Consider the following 16,828-nt stretch of genomic DNA (forward strand, 5'->3'; position numbering starts at 1 on the left):
GTCGACCTCGTTCCGGCCTATTATGCTGACTTACCCCTCAACGACTAACCGCCGCAACTGCCTTCGGATCTCGCCGGACTCAGCCCCCAGATCCACCGTCGCAAACCGGATCTGGTGCCCCTGAATCACCGCGGCCTCATCGACCACCTGCCCTATAGCGGGATGCAGCAGCATCCCGCTCGCGCTGTCGGCCATCACATCGCCCTGCCCAACCTGCGATCGCAGGTAAGCGTATATCTGATACAGGTAGCCGCTGCGCAGCGTATCCTCACGGTACCAGCCACGGGTGACGATGGCGTTGAACTTGGTGTCGATCACGATGCGCCGGCCGGTGGCAGAATGGTCGAGCACCACGTCGGTACGCATGGAAGGCAGGATCCGGTCGATGCCCGCGGTCTTACCCTCAACCTGCCAACCGAGCGTCCCCCCGCACTTCACCTGCCAGCCTTGCGTGCGCAGCGTCACGTCGTAGAACCCGCCCACGGCGCGTTCGAAGAGCCGGCGCACCCAGACCTCTTCCCGGTCGGGCAGCGCAAACACATTCGCCCCCGAAGCTTCGGTCGGCAGAGCCAGATCGAATGCCAGCTGCGCGGCGGCGACCATAAAGCGGTCTTCCGCGTCGTTGCGGCCGAAGCGGTCCATGCTCATCTGGGCACGCGTCGGGGCTTGGCCCGAGACACCCATGGCCTTCATCCCGTTCGCCAGGGCACGGCACCGGGGGGCGAGGTCCTTCCTGCTCACGATTCGGGCGATGGTCTCCAGCGCTGCTCGCACGAAACGGTTGCGCGGGGTGTCGATGCTCAGCTCGTCGAAGCGGCAGGCAACCAGGCCGCGCGACAGCAGCTGGTGGCGCTCAGTGCGCAGCATGTCGATCCGCCCGCGTACACGGTTGAGCACCCCTTCACGGGCGAGATAGTCCAGACTCAGGCGGCGCCGCTGGCGCGCTTCGACGGCGTGCGCCAGCAGATCGGCGACCAAATCGGGAAGATCGTCCGGGTTGTCCTCCAGTGCCACCGCCTTTACTCCGCCCGTGCGGAACAGGTCGGACGCATAGAGCATCAGCAGCCACAGGTTGCGGACCGGGATGCGGCCGATGTACCCCGCGGCGCTCGGCGCCGCGCTTGCCGTCGGTGCGGCAACGGCAGTCATTACCAGCCCTGGATCAGTCGCGCCATCGCCTGCTCAGCCTCGGCAGGCGCATCGAACCAATATTCGTCGAGCAGCGGCCGGATCTCCGTGGCGACGACCTGTCGGAACCATTTGTGCGTGTCACCTGGCTCCAGGCGGTGGGCCGGTGTCACATAGCTGTGGCCGACCCGGAACTGCTTGCCCAGACGCGCATCGGCGGTGATCTTGTCGTTCAGCTCGGTGATTCGGTGCTCGATGTCCGCCACCCGTACCGGATCGACACCGCAGGTATCCACGACCCAGTCCCGCCACGCTTCGCCCAGCCGCGGCTCCAGCCCGACGAAAGCGAAGCGGCGGCGCAGCGCCAGGTCGACGAGTGCGAGCGAGCGATCGGCGATGTTCATGGTGCCGATCACGTAGAGGTTCTCCGGGATATGGACCGGGCGTCGCTTGCCGTCAGCGTCCGGGTAGCAGAGCTCCAACGCCTCGCTGGGTGTGCGCTTTCCGGCCTCCAGCAAAGTCAGCAACTCGCCGAAGATCTGCGCCGGGTTGCCGCGGTTGATCTCCTCGATCACCACGACGAATTTCGCCGACGGTGCTATGCGGGCTGCCGCGATCGCCTCCATGAAGACGCCGTCCGCCACCGCGAGCTTGCCGTCGCCGGTGGGGCGCCAGCCGCGCACGAAGTCCTCGTACGACAGATTGGGATGGAACTGGACGGCGCGGATCCGGCCCACGTCCTTCTGCCCCATCAGCGCGAAGGCCAGCCGCTTGGCAAGCCAGGTCTTGCCGGTGCCGGGCGGCCCCTGCAGGATCAGGTTTTTCTTTGCACGCAGACGGTCGAGCAGCAGGTCGATTTCGGCGCGCGCGAGAAAGCAGCCGTCCTTGAGGATGTCGTCGACCGAATAGGGAACGATCGGCGGTGCTGCCTGCACGGTATCAGGGGGTGATTCGTCACTCGCCTGCTCCCCTGCCCCGCCGCCAAGATTTTCCAGCGGCGCCGACTCATCCGCGGGGTCTTTGTATTTCCAGGACTCCAGGGACAGTTCGGGGAAGCTGTGAACGGGGTAGTCGTCTTCCGCAAAGCGTGCGCGCAGATCCTCCAGTAGTTTCAGGTAGGTGGCGGCATCGCTCGGCCCTTGCTGGCCGCCGAGGGGGACATTGAAGCCCAGCCGCTTGTTGAGGTAATGCCGCGACTGGCTGTCGAGGGTCGCGAAGTCCCAAGGGTGTGCCCAGTACAAACCCGTGGAGAGATTCCAGGCCACGCCCCACACCTCGATCGCCGCATCGTATGCCTCGATGAAGGTCTCGCGCATCCCGGACTGGTCGTCCTCCACCAGCTTGTGCCCCGCCACGAAGACGCGCCACAAGGCGTCGATGTCGCCCGCACCCCGCTTTTCGGCGTAGCCGAAGAACCATGAGCGCTGGTTGTTGAGTACCGGGATACCTTCGAACGACGGCGGCACCGGCACCGTGACGCGGAGCAGCACCGCCAACTCACCGGCGATTGCCTTGCGGTTGGCGTCCGTCAGACCCCGGTTGAAAGTGCCCATCACGGTGAACGGGCAGATGTCCTTCAGCGGACCGGTACTGCCGTCGGCGAACTTGTCCTGCAGGTAGCCGAGGCCGGGCACCCGTGCCGCGATCTCGTGGATGCCCTCGATCAGCGGCGTGCGGTTGTCTGCATAGGCGAGCAGCTTCTCGGCCACCGCCTCGTAGAAGTCGGTCCACTGGAAGCGCAGCTTGTCCGGCGAGACGGTTCCAAAGCGCTCGCGCCAGAACGGCTCGTTCCGGAAGCGCTCGATGTCCTGCGGCTGCTTGCCAAAGGCGAACGCGATCAGCGCGTCGTTCCTCCAGTCGCCCGGCAGCACGCGCCAAATCGTGGGGCGGTAGGTATAGAAATACCATTCACGCACGCCTTCGCCGGGCTGCCATTGCACCTCCACGCGCTCGCCGTCCTGCGGATTCTCGACGATCGTGCCCACTGCCTTGATGCCCATGACCGAAACGGTGCGGCTGCGGTTGTCGAACGGCAATCCGTTCTTGCGCGTGTAGGCCGCCTTGATGGCGATACGCTCGCCCGGTTGCATGGCGCGCACCAGCGCGCGCTCTTTCTCGGTCGGGGCGCTGACTTCCCAGATTCCCTCCTTAAGGAAGCGCGCGGACTGTTCGTCGGTGTGTCCGAAGCTGGCGCCGACAAACCAGGTCGTGCTCGATGTGCTGACGTTGGCCTGCGTGATCATTCGTGGTCTCGCTTCGCGATTCTTGAGGACGGGTTCTGTGCAAAGGGGCCTGGTCGATAACCGTCAGACGCTGACCGGCTCGGCAGCGCTGAACACCCGCTCCAGCGTCGCCGGCAGCAGCGCCGCGTTGGCTTCGCGAATGGCTGCATGCTTGGCATTCAGGGCTGCCACCTCTGCCTGCAGCCGATCGAAAGTCTGCTGCACGGCAAGCGGCGGGACGGGCACATCAAGAGACATCAACGCAAGCGCCGTCATGGTGCGATTTCTTGCAGCCGTTCCCGGCGATGCCGCATAGATCTTCGCGAAGCCCTCTTCCGTCGTGAAGTAGTACCAAAGGAATCCAGGCACCGCGATCTCCGGGTTCGCTTCGCATGTGAGCATGCGGTGGTTGCCGACACAGCCGTTGTCTTCCGACCGGGCAATGGCTATGGCTTGCTCCCACGCCATGATGTTGCTGAAGATCAGATCGCCAGCCTGCACGCGATACAGGTCTTGCCACGAGAAATCCGAGCCCGGCACGGTGCGCCGATGGAAAACACCCTTGTAGAAGCTGCGCACGCCGAGCTCCGTATAGCTTTGCTCCGGATCGATGATTACTTCTCGACGGACCAACGGGGCTGCCTCTGTCAGGGGTCGCAGCGGCGAGTTGGCAATGGCATCGCGGAAGCGCAGGGCCAGCAGGTGCTCGGCGTGGTGCTCGACGGCATCAAGATGCGCCTCGACCTGCCGGGTTTTCTCGGCCAACGCATCGAGGCGGGTAACAAGAGCCTGTTGTTCGACCAGTGGCGGGAGCGCAATCGCCTGATCAAAAAAACGTTCTTCCTTGATGCGAACCCTGTTGGTGGTGCCCTCACTGGCCGCCTTGCATAGTTCAACAAAGGGCGCTGAGCGGACCAGCCAACCCATGAAGGCTGAATTGCACTGGTTTGAGTCACGAAACTCGAACGAGGGGAAATCGTTGCTGACGATGGCACCGTCAAGTTCCGGCGGCACCAAACCAATCGCGCCGTTGCGCGCGTCGATCTTGGATAGAATCAATTGATTGGCGCGCACGACTCGGCGAACTGACACGACGTCGCCGCCACGCACCTTGCCCCGGCTGACAACGCCTTTGCCCCATAGCTTGATCGTCACCTCGTGGTATTCGGCCGCAGGATCCAGCACTGCGGGTTCGTCCGAGCGCCGAAGCAATTCGCCCAAGGCGACTTTAGGCCACGCCTTCATGCGCCGCCCTCCGCATCAACACTCCGGGCGATCTGCTTCGCTTCCAGCTCGCGCCGCGTCTTCTCCAACTCCGCTTGCAGCAGCTCCACGTCGGGAAGCACGGTCCGGTATTCGGCAGCCATGATTTTGTTCGGCAATCCGTCCAGCGCGTAGCGGGCCAGGGCGGATTTGGCCCGTGCACACAGGATCAGGCCCACCGGCGGATTCTCGCCGGGTAGCGTCCAGTGCTCACGAGCATAGTTGCAGTACATATGCATCTGGCCGACGTCGGCATGGGTCAGTTCGTTGAGCTTCAGGTCGATGATGACGAGGCAGCGCAGGCGGCGATGAAAAAACAGGAGATCTACCCGGAACCAGCTCTCGTCGATGCGGAGCCGCCGCTGGCGACCAACGAAGGTGAAATCGTTGCCCAACTCCAGCAGGAAGTCCTCCAGGCGGTGGATGAGCGCATCTTCCAGTTGTGACTCGGAATACTCGTCCTTGAGATTGAGGAACTCCAGGACGTAGGGGTCCTTGATGGCCTCGTCCGGCGTGACGGCGTCACCGGGCTGGGCTTCGCTGCCCTTTTCCAGCATGGCGCGCTTGTTGGTGGACAGCAGTGCCCGCGTGTAGAACTGGCTGCTGATTTGCCGATCGAGCTGTCGCACGCTCCAACCGCCGCGAAGGACCTCGGCTTCGTAGAAGGCCCGCTCCTCGGCCGAGCGGGTGCGTCGGATCAGGTGAATGTAGTGCGTCCAGGACAGGGGAAATACCTGGGCGAGTTGGTTCAGATCGAAATGCCGAATCAACGATTCGGAATTCGATGGCACGGCGCCTGCAGGCAATTTCCGAATCAGCGATTCGGAAATCTGCTCGGGGGGGTAAGTCTTGTAGAACATGCGCATGGATTCGAGTGAATCCACCCCGAAGCCGCGTCCAAAGCGGACGGACAAGTCCGCCGACAGACGCTTGAGCAGGGCCTTGCCGTACTCGGCTCGTGCCGCGCCGCCCTGCTCGAACTCGACGATGCGCCGGCCGATCTCCCAGTAGCTGGCCGTCATCAGGGCATTGACGCTGCGTGCCGCGGCACGGCGGGCGGCTTCCAACAGCGCAACAATGTCGCCGTGCACAGCGGCGTAGTCTGCCGGCGCCTGGGTTGCCGGCGTGCTGGGCTTTGTCATCCCTGCACCTCGGCCACCAGCGCTTCGATCTCGCCCAGCAGTCGCATCACCTCCGCCTCGTGGCTGCGCATGGAGGCAATCAGGTCCTTGGGGTCGGCATGCTCAAGCCCCGCCTTCGCGTTGGGGTTCTTCAAGTCGAGGTTGTAGCCGCGCGCGGCGATATCGGCGGCGCTCACCTTCCAGGCCTGCGGGCCTTCCTGGCGGTCCTTCCACCAGGCGGTGACCTGAGCGAACTCGTCGAATTGCAGCGGCGCGGTCTTGCTGTACTTCTTGCGGCCCTCGGGCAGCGGCAGTTCGTAGTACCAGATGGTCTCGGTCGGGGCGCTACGTTCGAAGAACAGCAGGTTGGCAGGAATGTCTGTGTAGGGCGCGAACACGCCCTGCGGCAAGCGCACGATAGTGTGGAGGTTGAAGGACTTGAGCAGCTCCTCCTTGATCGCGGCACACACTCCGTCACCGAACAAGGTGCCGTTGGGCACGACCACCGCGGCCCGGCCACCCCGTGCAGCCGGTTTGCCGCCGGGTACCCGGGCCCCCGCCACACTCAGCTTGCGCATGATGTACTGCAGGAAGAGCAGCGCGGTTTCCGCCGTCTGCATGTTGGGCGGGAAGTTGCCCTTGATGCCGACCTCCTCCTCACCGCCGAAGGGCGGATTGGTGAGGATGACGTCCACCCGCTCGCTGTGGCCGATCTCCGCGATCCGGCGATCGAGCGTGTTGCCGTAGGCGATCTGCGGCGCCTCCAGGCCATGCAGCAACAGATTCATCTGCGCCAGCATGTAGGGCAAGGGCTTGGCTTCCTGGCCGTATAGGGTGTCACGCTGCAGCGTGCGCCGCTCTTCCGGCGTGGTCACCTGCGGGGCGATGTGATCGTAGGTTTCGACCAGAAAACCGCCGGTACCGCAGGCCGGGTCGAGGACCGTCTCACCCAGCCGTGGGTCGGTGACTTGCACCATGAAGCGCACCACCGGACGCGGCGTGTAGAACTCGCCCGCATCGCCGGCGGCATCGCGCATCTCGCGCAGCATGGATTCGTACAGGTGCGAGAGGGTGTGGATCTCCTCGCTGGACGAGAAGTGGATGCCGTTGATCTTGTTGAGGATGTCGCGCAGCAGATAGCCGCTGACCATGCGGTTCTGCACGCCCTTGAACACGTTGGCGATGACTTCGCGCTGGCTGCCCTTCTCGCCCTCGCCAGCGAGGCTGCGCAGATGCGCGAACAGGCCCTTTCCGGTTTTGCCGTCGGGGCGCACGGTGAGGTCCTGGCCGATGAAGGCGAGCAGCTCGTCGCCCGTGATGCCGTCCTCGCGGGCTGCCCAGTCGCGCCAGCGGTACGGCGGCTCGATGATCGGTTGATAGGGCTTGCCGTCGAGCTCGGCCTCTTCCTCGTGAATGGTCTCGAGATCGTCGAGGAACTTGAGGAACATCACCCAGGTGAGCAGCGGCAACCGGTCGACGTCGCCGTTGAGGCCCTTGTCCTTGCGCAGGATCTTGCGCGCGGTGCCGATCAGGGCGGAGAGGTTCTCTCGGGAGGTGAGGGGCGCCTTCGCTTTACGCGGGGCGCGGGTCTTCTTTTCGGTGCTGCTTGCAGCGGTCGATGCAGTGGAACGGGCCATCAAGTCGGATTCTCTTTATTGGTACAGCGCAGTCTGCAGGCGGGACACAGCATCCTTCATGCCGCGCACGCCGCCAAAGTGGCGGGCTGCGATTTCGCCAGGGTTGCCGTAGCGGTCGAAGGGTTGCACCTTCATCAGCTCGGACAGTGCGTTGAACTGGAGGATGCCACGCTCGATGTAGCGGTCGAGCAGCAGCGACAAGATTTCTCGGGCGGTGTCACCGTACTGCGCGAACAGGTCCGGCGCCTTGCGCCGCGCCAACTCGGCACGTTGACGACGGGTGAGCAGCGGCGCATTCCAGGCCAGGTGACAGAGCAGATCGAAGGGGTCGGCATCGCCTTGGTCACTGCTGGCCGCCAGTTCATCGAAGCTGATACCGCGTTCGGTGAGCTCGCGCAGCACTTCGCTGCGCGTGTCGGGGTTGGCCCAGGCCGATTGCAGCGCCTCGCGGGTCGGATACAGCGCACGCACGGTGCGGCCCGAGTACTCGGTGTATTTGACCACCTGCAGCTTCTTGCCGTCGGTGTCGAGGTCGTACACCAGATGGCCGATCACCTCAACCTCACCGCCGTCGACGTAGAACTTTCGAGGCTCGGGCGGCGGCTCCTCGATCAGCACGCCCGTACCCGGTCCGATCTGTTCTTCGCGTAGCTCATACTCCAGCAAGGCCGTTTCGGTAGTCTCCGGCTCCGGCTCGAGCGCCGTCACGCCGAGCTGCTCGCCGGCCTCGTCGATCGTCACTTCCTCGATGCGCGCTGGCTCACCATCGAAGTCCGGATCGGCAAAGTGGTGCGTGGCCGTGCCGGTGAAATCGATGATGTTGAAGTACTCCTTGCCGTAGTCGACCTTGAGACGGGTGCCACGACCGACGATCTGCTTGAACTCCGAGCGCGAGCCCACGACGCGCGCGAGGACGACGTTCTTGACCATCTCGGCATCGACGCCTGTGGTCAGCAACTGCGAGGTCGTGAGGATGACCGGCGTAGGCTTGTCCACGTCCTGGAAGTTCGCGAGGTGGGTCAAGCCAATGGCGCCCTCGTCCGCGGTGACCCGGCACACATAGTCCGGGTACTGTACAACCAGGTCGCTACTGAGATTGAGGAGCTCCTGGCGCATTTCGGCCGCATGCTCCTGATCGACGCAAAACACCAGCGTCTTTGCGAAGCGGTCCGTGCCCTTGAGGAAGTCGCTGAGATGTCGCGCCATCGCCCGCGTGCGGGCACGCAGCGCCACCACCCGCTCGAAATCCTTGGTCTGGTACTCCTCGTCGGGCACCTCGCGGCCGTAACGGTCGATCTCGTCCTTGCTCGGTCGCCAGCCCGCGGCATCGACGGTCGTGATCACCCGATGCACCCGATACGGCGCTAGAAACCCGTCCTCGATGCCCTGGCGCAGGCTGTAGGTATAGACCGGGTTGCCGAAATATTCGTAGGTGTCGCGGGACTCCTCGCGCAGCGGGGTAGCCGTCATGCCGAACTGCACGGCCGGCGCGAAGTAATCGAGCACCGCGCGCCAAGCGCTTTCGTCACGGCTGGAGCCACGGTGGCATTCATCGATGATGATCAGATCGAAGAAATCCGGGCGGTACTGGCGGAAGACGTCTTCGCTGGCCGTGCTCAGCGCCTGGTAGATGCCGAAGTACATGTCCCGGCCCTGGCTCACGTCACCGCCGGCAATCTTGTGCCGGGCGTCGCCAAAGGGAGCGAACATCCTGGCCATCGGGTCATCGACAAGGATGTTGCGGTCGGCCAGAAACAGGATCTTCGGTCGTCGGTACTCACCGGTTCGGTTCCACCGGCTGTTCCATAGTTTCCAGCAGATCTGGAACGCCACGCAGGTCTTGCCGGTGCCCGTGGCGAGAGTGGCGAGGATGCGGTCCTGCCCCTGAAGGATGGCCTCGATTACGCGGTGGATCGCAATTTGCTGGTAGTAGCGCGGAACCTTGCCGGAAACGAGGTTGAAGGGCTCCAGCAAGTGCGGCGTCGCATCCTCGGATAGTTGCGCCGCGTCGCTCAGGCGGGCGAACAACTCGTTTGGCGTCGCGTAGCGCTCCACTTCGCGCTCGGTTCCGGTGATGTAGTCGATCTCGATGATGCGCAGGCCGTTGGTCGCATATGCGAACTTGAGCCCGAGGATTTCCGCGTATTCACGCGCCTGTTGCACTCCCGTCTCCGCGGGGAGCCCCGCTTCCTTCGCTTCGACCACCGCAAGTGGGAAATCGCGACGGTAGTACAGCAGATAGTCCGCACGCTTCTGTTTTCCACGCTGCACCTTGCCGCCCGCCACGATGATGCGGCCGTTGGTGAAGCTGCGCTGCTCGCCGATCACATGAGGTGCAGTACCCCAACCTGCCTCCACCAGCCGGGGCGTGACGTACTCGCGGCATGTATCCGCTTCGGTAATCACGCCTGTTCGCATTGCCTCCCCTTTCGCTCACTCTGGAAAACTTGGGGGGATTATCGCAGATAGGACCTTGGAACCGTCGCCGCTTGGTTCCATGCGTCATGAATCACATGAGCCGGAGACCCTCACGCCGAACATGGTCGAACGAAAAGACATGCGCCGCCGGCGCCTCCTCGCAACGCCCGACGAGGCTCCACGCGTGCTTCAAGCCGCCGGAACGCGCGACCACCTTGCCGCCGCACAAGGTGCACTTCGCCGTGTAGCGAACAGCCTTGATTGACTTCTCCGGATGACGCGGGGGCCAGCGCCACTCAACAAGGCGGTCATCATCGACCGACTGCATCCACCATGGAGCCAGCGCGATACGCCACTGGTGCAACATCAGCAGCGTGCCCAGCGTGCTCCAGAATGCGTAGCCGAAAACCGCCGCGCTGATCAGTGCGTTCGCACTTTCACTTATCGAGCGCTTCGTCACCATTGTGAAAGGCACAATCAGCAGTGCGAGGAAGACGACGAGGATGCCGGCAATGAAGACACCGCGAAGTGCGTGCCGCCGCCAGCCTGACAACAGGAAGCCCTGTGCGAAAATTCGGGCCAACCACGATGCGTCTTCAACGTCCTCGCAGATGTAATTAACGCCTTCGTCGCCGCCGGAAACACTGCCTGGAAGTCGCACTGCAGGTTCGGAAACGGGTGCCGGGCTTTCATCCTGCTCTTCGCCGTCCGAGGCTTTCGTCAAGGGAACCAGACGGAAGCAATACCGTGTCGGGTTGCCCTGTCCGCCGCCCTCGTCCCGCGACAACTCAGGGGCGACATCGAGCCCGAGTTGCAGAAAGCGCTGGCGAATACCTTCCGCTTTCGTTGGCCAGGTCTTCGTGACCAGGTTGCCCCAGTGGGTCCGAACCTTCTCGGCCGTGTCGTCCCAAGTATCCCCCTTTATCCAGTTCCGGCCAGTCACTGTCCCTACTGCCTCGCCGATCTCCAGAGGGTCGAATCCACCCTCAGCCCGTTCGGGATGACGCTGCGTCAGCAGCATCAACGCCCTCAATACGGAAACATTTAGCAGCCGCGACTCGCGCCAACCTGCAGCAAGATCATCAAGACACTTGGCTGCAAAAACAATCGCTTGCGTATCCACAAACCCCCTTTCAACCCCGTTTCCCGGGTGTTCTGGCAAAGCAGCCTGCGCGGTAATTCCACTCGTCACTGTCATCAACGAGGGAGCAATCAACATGGAAGCCATGAGTCTGCTGCAATCATTTGCCATTGCCAAGGACGGCCGGGTCGTCTCGGTAGAAGAGGTTGAGCGGGGACAGGCGTGCAAGTGCGTGTGCCCGTCCTGCCGTCGCCCACTCATTGCACGCCAGGGAGATGTCCGGGTCTGGCACTTTGCACATGCAACCGGCGCCGACTGCGAAGGAGGCGCCGAGAGCGCGCTGCATGTTGCTGCTAAGACCGCGATCGAGCGCGCCTGCGGCATCACCTTACCGGGGCTGTCCGTGCAGCGCTCCGTCACGCTGCCAGACGGACGCCGCGGCACAGGCGAAGCCTCCATTCCGGATACATGGGTCGACTTCGTAACGGTCAGGACCGAAGTTAATCTCGGCCCGGTGATCCCCGACGTCGTGGGGGTGACTGGCTCGGAGTCCTATCTCATCGAAGTCGGAGTGACCCATTTCGTCGATCAAGAGAAACTTGCCGTTCTACGCGGGCTCGGCCAGCCGTCGGTTGAGATCGACCTTCGTGGCTTTGATCGCGAGTCCTGGGACTGGGCCGCCCTTGAAGAGATCGTGGTCCGAGGCGCTGCAGGCAAGCGCTGGCTGTTCTATCCCGCGGAGCAGGCGCTAATCGCGGCAGCGACCGAACAGGCTCGTTCTGCCGCCGAATCGATGCCCGAACCAAAACCCATTCCGCCCATGCGCAAGGCGAAACCGCCGAGAACCCGCTATTGGCCGGATGGCCGGATCGTGGACGTGACGGATTTCCCGTTCGGGATCGCGCTCTGGAGTCCGTACGATGCTCAGTTCAACGAAGTGGTGAAGGGCTGGTGCCGGGTCTTCGGCGGGCGGTGGCAGGCTGCCCACAAGAACTGGCTCTTTCCCCTGGAGGCCAAGCCGTTCCTGGTCGCCGAGATAGCGAAGCGCCAGACCCGCTCGCCGGCAATCATTACGTGAGACGAGGTCGTATGCAAGAAGAAGGAGAATCCAGGACGAGGGCTCCCGCCCCCGCCCTGGCTTCGTCAGGCCGCCAACCTCTTGGCCAGCGCCACCTCGATGCTGTCGCCGGTCTGGTTGAGGACGTCGAGGCCCGTCTCCGGCATGTCACCCGACGTGGATTGCGCCACGGCAATCTTCTGGGCCATGAGTGCAAGGCAGTCCATTTGCGCCGAATCCGCGTATCCGAAGAAGTGCACGGCCACGTCGTTGCGCTGCCCGATGCGCCATGAACGGCGCGAGGCCTGCTGCAGGGTGTAGCAGTTGTAGCCCGACTGCATGTAGGCGATGGTCGGAAAATCGAGCAGATCCAACCCGGTTTTGACGAGTTCCGGATTCGTGATCAGCAAGTCGATGCCACGTTCGACCTGGTCGGCCACCCAGTCCTCGCGCCGCGCCGCTTCGACGCTCGCGCGCAGCACTGCCACCTTGAAGCCAGCGCGCTCCAGTTGGACCCGCAGACGACTCGTGGTGTCTCGGGTTCCGGTGTAGATCGAGTAGGCGAGCACCTTGCGGCCCCTGCCCTTTTCGTGGCGGCAAAGTTCGATCAGCGCCGCTTCCTTCGGGCTGACGTCCTCATCGCCGAAGATCGCCCGCTGATACGCAAGCTGGGCGCCCGTTCGAGGATGCCGGACGAGCTCGTCGCGGAAGCAGCAGTCAGGCCACGCCAGCAGCACCTGGAGCACGACGCCGAGCAATGTCGCGTCGCCGCAGCGTAGTGCCTGGCGCAACTCGGCCGTCAGGACGGCCGTGAGCTTTGCATAGCCCTCGCGCTGGGTCTCCATCATCGACACCGATTCGAACACCTCGCGATACGGCGGCAGCACGTCGCCCCCGATGTCCTTGAGTTTCATAAAGACCGTGCAGGGCAGCACGTATCGCATGATGCCCTTCGGGCCGAAGCCCGGAGCTTTCGCCGTTCGATGGCTGATCGTCTTGCCCTTCGCGGTCCGATGGGAGCGGCTTTCCACCTCACGGTAGATGTCCTTCACGACACCGTGGTCGCGCATGAAGGCCATTGCTGCCGGGCCCAAGCTGCGACGTACGTTCGTGCGGTAGCCGTCCTCAATCATCGCCCTCGGATTGAGACGCCAGAGGAGGTAGAACAGGTCTTCGGCGTACCCTCCCATCAGGGTACCGGTCAGCAGGAGTGTCTTGCTGCACTTGGCGGCCAGGACGCCCATGGCTTGTCCCTGGGCGCTTCCGGCGTTCTTGTATTCGTGCCCCTCGTCGACCACCAGCAAGCCGAAGTAGCCTTGGGGCAAATACCGTTTGATAAATTCCGTCGCCTGGTAGTCGCCCTGGCCGAAGCCGATCTCAAGGGCGGCCATGGCGCGCTCCATGCGTGCGGCCTGGCGGTCGGAGAAGACGAGCTCGCCCTCCTCGTCCATCAGGTTGATGAACTCGTGCACGTTGTCCGCCAGCATGGCGCCGAGCATCTCCTCGCCGAATCGTTGGACCAGGTTCTCGGCGGTCTTCGCGCCGATGGTCGGCAGCTGCTGCAAGGCGTCCACGACCAGCTCGCGGTGCGAACGCTGCGGCTTGCCCTTGCGCGTCAAGGTCCACAGCCGCGCGCCGCAATGAGGGCAAGCGGTTCGATTCTCGTCGAGCACCACCTTGGCCCGCGCCACCGACATCGGCAGCTCGGCGTCGTTGGCCTTGTCCGTTAGCCATTGCCCGCAGTCCGGACAAATGGCGTAGGCGGCGACGTGGCGCGCGCCGAGCTCGTCCCGATACACCGTCCTGCGCACGTTGAACGCGGGGCGCGAATGAAAGCCCATGCGCATCCGCACTCGCCCGAGCACGAAAAATTCCGGCACGGCAGGTGCGGTACGCATCGCGCGCAGGGTGAGAAGCTTCTGCAGCGTGTCCGGGCCATTGAGAATCCAGACGCGAGCATCCGGCACCGTCAGCAGGATCTCCCGACGCCACTTGTATACCAGGTGCGGCGGGGACAGTACCAAGGTGCGACGCAAACCCGCCTCGTGCATCACGACGGACGCGGCGATGGCCATCATGGTCTTGCCGGTTCCCATCTCGGCGTTGAGGATTGCCGCGGGGTCGCCGGCATCGAGCAGCAGGCGCGTCACGGCCTGGACAGCATCGCGTTGCGCTGGAAAGGGCTTGCGGGACAGCCGATCCATCAGCGCATCGCGCCGCGGGTCCGCAGCGCCGTCATAGACGGGCGGATTCTGGCGTCGAACGGCGTCCAGCAAGCTGGCACCGAAATCGTCGACGAACTCAGCAAGCGACAACTGGGCGGGCTCCGGCAGGACAAGGGCCGGCGCGAAGTCAGCATGTGCGAGTTGCATGGAGGTCTCCTTCAGAAGGCGGAGACCGAACCCGATGCGGGGTAGGTGTCCCCGCATGGGTTTGAGATGGAAGAAAGGGGCGACAGCCGACAGGCAGACCGTATTCGCCGGTGAGCTTTTCGCTCAGTACTCTTCGGGTAGCAGCAAGGTTGTGACGCTGCGGTCCGCTTCGGTGATGATCCACAAAGTGTTGGCGCCGTATCCCGCGCACGGGTGCGCTGGGTCGATCGGATACGCGGCGAATATGCGGCAGTCACCCAATCGAACGGCCTCGTCGTTCAGCTCAGGCTCGGAGCTCACCCCCCAATCGCCCCGCACGTAGGCGCGGAGACAGCGGTCGACGAGGTCCGGGTAACGTTCGAGGAGTGGTTCGACCCCTGCCGTCATCACCACGCGACCGAGTTGGAACAAGGGTTTGGCCGAAGCCTGTGCGAACGGCAAGGCTTCAGCGATCGCCCGGATTCGTTCCGCCGCGTCGGCGGCCAGGTCGTCCGCATCGAGCGTCAGCAGACCCTGCGTGACGGCCATCGAAACGATGTCCTGGAAGCGATTCTCCAGCGTGACGCGGACGCCCCCGACTTTGCCGAGCGGTGGAAACCTGAAGCGGCTCAGTGGCATGCAGAGCCGATCACCCAGGCCGTCGAGTAGCGGATCCCGCCAGTGGTCGAGGAGCGGCAGCGGGCTGAGGTCCTGGATCAGGGCCCATAGTTGGGAGCGCGGCACTTCGTGCTCGTCACTCACCAGCCAAGCGGTTGCCCCCGGTCGGTCGGGCTGAATCAGAACCGGGTCGTAAAGCCAGGTGTGAGTCAGGCTTCCAAACAGGTTCCGGTCAGGGAACCGGCCCGTGAACTTCTGTAGCCGCTCCGGCTCCGGGACGAAGACCGTGTGTCGTGCTCCCTCCTCGGTCAGGTTGAAGCTTGCCTGCCCCGCCTGGAGGAGGCCGCCCTGATCCCGACGCACCGAGAATGCCGACATGAACTGCAGCACGGAGGTGTCGCGTCCATACAGGGAGAGCAGCAACAGCTCGCCGTCTTCGCCGCGGACGCAGGCATCCGCGTACAGATCGGAGAAACCCTCGATCGACAACATGATGGGTTCCGCCTCAATCGCCCGTGGCGACCGGATTTCGACGTTTTCCATGACAGAGCTCCTCGTGAGATGGGGAGATGCCGCCCCATCGGGGAAGCGGATCTTCCCGATAGGGTGAATGAATGGACGAAGGCCCCGGGCCCCGAAGGGCCGTCGCTGTTTCAGGGGCTGACAGCGCGCGGCGCCGACTCGATCGAGTCGCCGGCAATTTCATGAGTCGCTTTCTCCATTGCCTCGATTTGTTCACGGCCACATCGAGACAGTGGAGAAAGCCCCGCACCGACCGGCACGGGGGAAGACAGCTCATTGGATTGGGTTCTCAATGCATGGGGACGGCCAGTCGAGGCGCCGCCGTGCACGCAGGCAGCCACACACGCCCGTTGTAACTCACGTAGGCGATCTGCTGGCCGCAGCCGTCGAGGACTTGTCCGCCCGCCCAATTGCCGCCACCGACGTTGTGGTCGTCGATGAAGCGGCACACGGCGCGGCTCGCGTCTGCGAGCGTCGCGACCGGCAGCAGTCGATTCAGGACGCCGAGAAGTGTTTGAGCGGGATCCTGACCCAGGTCCGGGTTACCGGCCGTCATCAGGGCGACGCGAAGCGGTTGAAGCTGCGCGAGCTCGTACTCGTCCGCCACGCGGTCGAAGTTTCGCGATCTGTGCATGATTCGCTCCTGAATGCCCCGTCGGCCTCCCCACCCGCCGGGTGTGCGATCCGACAGGTGATGAGGATGACAAAGGACTTGCGGCGGCACGGCCGCCGCAGGAGAAGCTAGGGATCGCTGATGCGCCGGACCGGTAGCAAGAGCAATTCGCCTTGCGCCAGCGCCGACCTCAGCACCTTGTCATTGGGAACACGTACCGACCGCGCGATCGCATCGAAAAACGGCGACTGATCGGTGAGATGGTCCGACAAGAGGCGCGCCAGGTCGCTCAGCACGCGGTGCACGGCCCCGCCGGCAGCCGCAGAGTCATGCGTGGCCTGCAGCCGCTCGGCAACGTGCGTGAGAAGCGCGGCGCCCAACGGAAACAGGGCCTCCGGCCAGTCGATGCCGCCGTCGCGCCCGATCGGGATCTCCATCTGGTCGGCGCCCGCCTCGGGGAGCAGTACGCACAGGCGATTCAAGGCACTCGCCAGCGAGTGGTTGAAGTTGGCCCGAACCACTCGGAGGGTCGACCAGAAGGTCTCGGCCTCGTCGGGCGCCCGGCACACCAGTGGCCAGACGACCTCCGTCCGCGCAAGAGGGCTCGGGTGGCACAGCAACGTGGTCTGAAGATACTCGAGGCACCCCGCTCGCCACTCGGGATCCGTCATCGAGCGCTTGCGGCCGGCGCTCGATGGCACGGGCACATCACGGTGTCGCACGAGCACCCACATATCGATTTCCTGCTTCATCTCGTTCTCCCAAGAAGGATAGATGGCTGGAAGACAACACCAAGG

General features: G+C 63.8%; 12 protein-coding genes. 1 reads left to right on the forward strand and 11 read right to left on the reverse strand.

The window, feature by feature from the left end; all coding sequences use genetic code 11:
• Window positions 1-30 precede the first annotated feature (30 nt).
• The 7 genes from mcrC to ROZ37_RS15880 all read right to left on the reverse strand — a co-directional run bounded on the left by mcrC (window position 31) and on the right by ROZ37_RS15880 (window position 11,017).
• Window positions 31-1,149 (reverse strand): 5-methylcytosine-specific restriction endonuclease system specificity protein McrC, encoded by a 1,119-nt coding sequence (gene mcrC / locus ROZ37_RS15850; RefSeq protein ID WP_312660759.1) that lies wholly within the window; start codon window positions 1,147-1,149, stop codon window positions 31-33.
• Complete coding sequence (locus tag ROZ37_RS15855) at window positions 1,149-3,371, reverse strand: AAA family ATPase (RefSeq protein WP_312660760.1); 2,223 nt, start codon at window positions 3,369-3,371, stop codon at window positions 1,149-1,151. Before ROZ37_RS15855 ends, mcrC begins: the two co-directional genes overlap by 1 nt.
• Window positions 3,372-3,434: 63 nt before the next feature.
• Window positions 3,435-4,595 (reverse strand): hypothetical protein, encoded by a 1,161-nt coding sequence (locus ROZ37_RS15860; RefSeq protein WP_312660761.1) that lies wholly within the window; start codon window positions 4,593-4,595, stop codon window positions 3,435-3,437.
• Window positions 4,592-5,755 carry a PDDEXK nuclease domain-containing protein gene (locus tag ROZ37_RS15865; protein ID WP_312660762.1) on the reverse strand — a complete coding sequence of 388 codons (1,164 nt, stop codon included), beginning with the start codon at window positions 5,753-5,755 and terminating at the stop codon, window positions 4,592-4,594. The genes ROZ37_RS15860 and ROZ37_RS15865 overlap by 4 nt, the downstream gene beginning before the upstream one ends.
• On the reverse strand, window positions 5,752-7,371 hold the full coding sequence (locus ROZ37_RS15870; RefSeq protein ID WP_312660763.1) for a class I SAM-dependent DNA methyltransferase: 1,620 nt from the start codon (window positions 7,369-7,371) through the stop codon (window positions 5,752-5,754). Before ROZ37_RS15870 ends, ROZ37_RS15865 begins: the two co-directional genes overlap by 4 nt.
• 15 nt (window positions 7,372-7,386) lie before the next feature.
• On the reverse strand, window positions 7,387-9,789 hold the full coding sequence (hsdR, locus tag ROZ37_RS15875; protein WP_312660764.1) for an EcoAI/FtnUII family type I restriction enzme subunit R: 2,403 nt from the start codon (window positions 9,787-9,789) through the stop codon (window positions 7,387-7,389).
• 91 nt (window positions 9,790-9,880) lie between these two features.
• A complete protein-coding gene (locus tag ROZ37_RS15880; RefSeq protein ID WP_312660765.1) occupies window positions 9,881-11,017 on the reverse strand; it encodes a hypothetical protein in 1,137 nt (378 codons plus the stop codon).
• Between ROZ37_RS15880 and ROZ37_RS15885 the strand changes: the two genes are divergently transcribed.
• Window positions 11,007-11,948 (forward strand): competence protein CoiA family protein, encoded by a 942-nt coding sequence (locus ROZ37_RS15885; RefSeq protein WP_312660766.1) that lies wholly within the window; start codon window positions 11,007-11,009, stop codon window positions 11,946-11,948. The genes ROZ37_RS15880 and ROZ37_RS15885 overlap by 11 nt on opposite strands.
• A 65-nt stretch (window positions 11,949-12,013) precedes the next feature.
• On the opposite strand, the gene ROZ37_RS15890 is transcribed toward ROZ37_RS15885, so the two are convergent.
• From ROZ37_RS15890 to ROZ37_RS15905, 4 genes are all read right to left on the reverse strand, one after another.
• Window positions 12,014-14,299 carry a helicase gene (locus ROZ37_RS15890; RefSeq protein ID WP_312660767.1) on the reverse strand — a complete coding sequence of 762 codons (2,286 nt, stop codon included), beginning with the start codon at window positions 14,297-14,299 and terminating at the stop codon, window positions 12,014-12,016.
• 123 nt (window positions 14,300-14,422) lie between these two features.
• On the reverse strand, window positions 14,423-15,439 hold the full coding sequence (locus ROZ37_RS15895) for a hypothetical protein (protein WP_312660768.1): 1,017 nt from the start codon (window positions 15,437-15,439) through the stop codon (window positions 14,423-14,425).
• A gap of 268 nt (window positions 15,440-15,707) precedes the next feature.
• Window positions 15,708-16,052: a hypothetical protein gene (locus ROZ37_RS15900; protein ID WP_312660769.1), complete on the reverse strand. Its 345-nt coding sequence runs from the start codon at window positions 16,050-16,052 to the stop codon at window positions 15,708-15,710.
• A 107-nt stretch (window positions 16,053-16,159) separates the two neighbouring features.
• Window positions 16,160-16,783 carry a hypothetical protein gene (locus ROZ37_RS15905; RefSeq protein WP_312660770.1) on the reverse strand — a complete coding sequence of 208 codons (624 nt, stop codon included), beginning with the start codon at window positions 16,781-16,783 and terminating at the stop codon, window positions 16,160-16,162.
• Window positions 16,784-16,828: the final 45 nt, after the last annotated feature.

The sequence above is a fragment of the Aromatoleum sp. genome (assembly GCF_032027225.1).
In the GTDB taxonomy this organism is placed as follows: Bacteria; Pseudomonadota; Gammaproteobacteria; order Burkholderiales; family Rhodocyclaceae; genus Aromatoleum.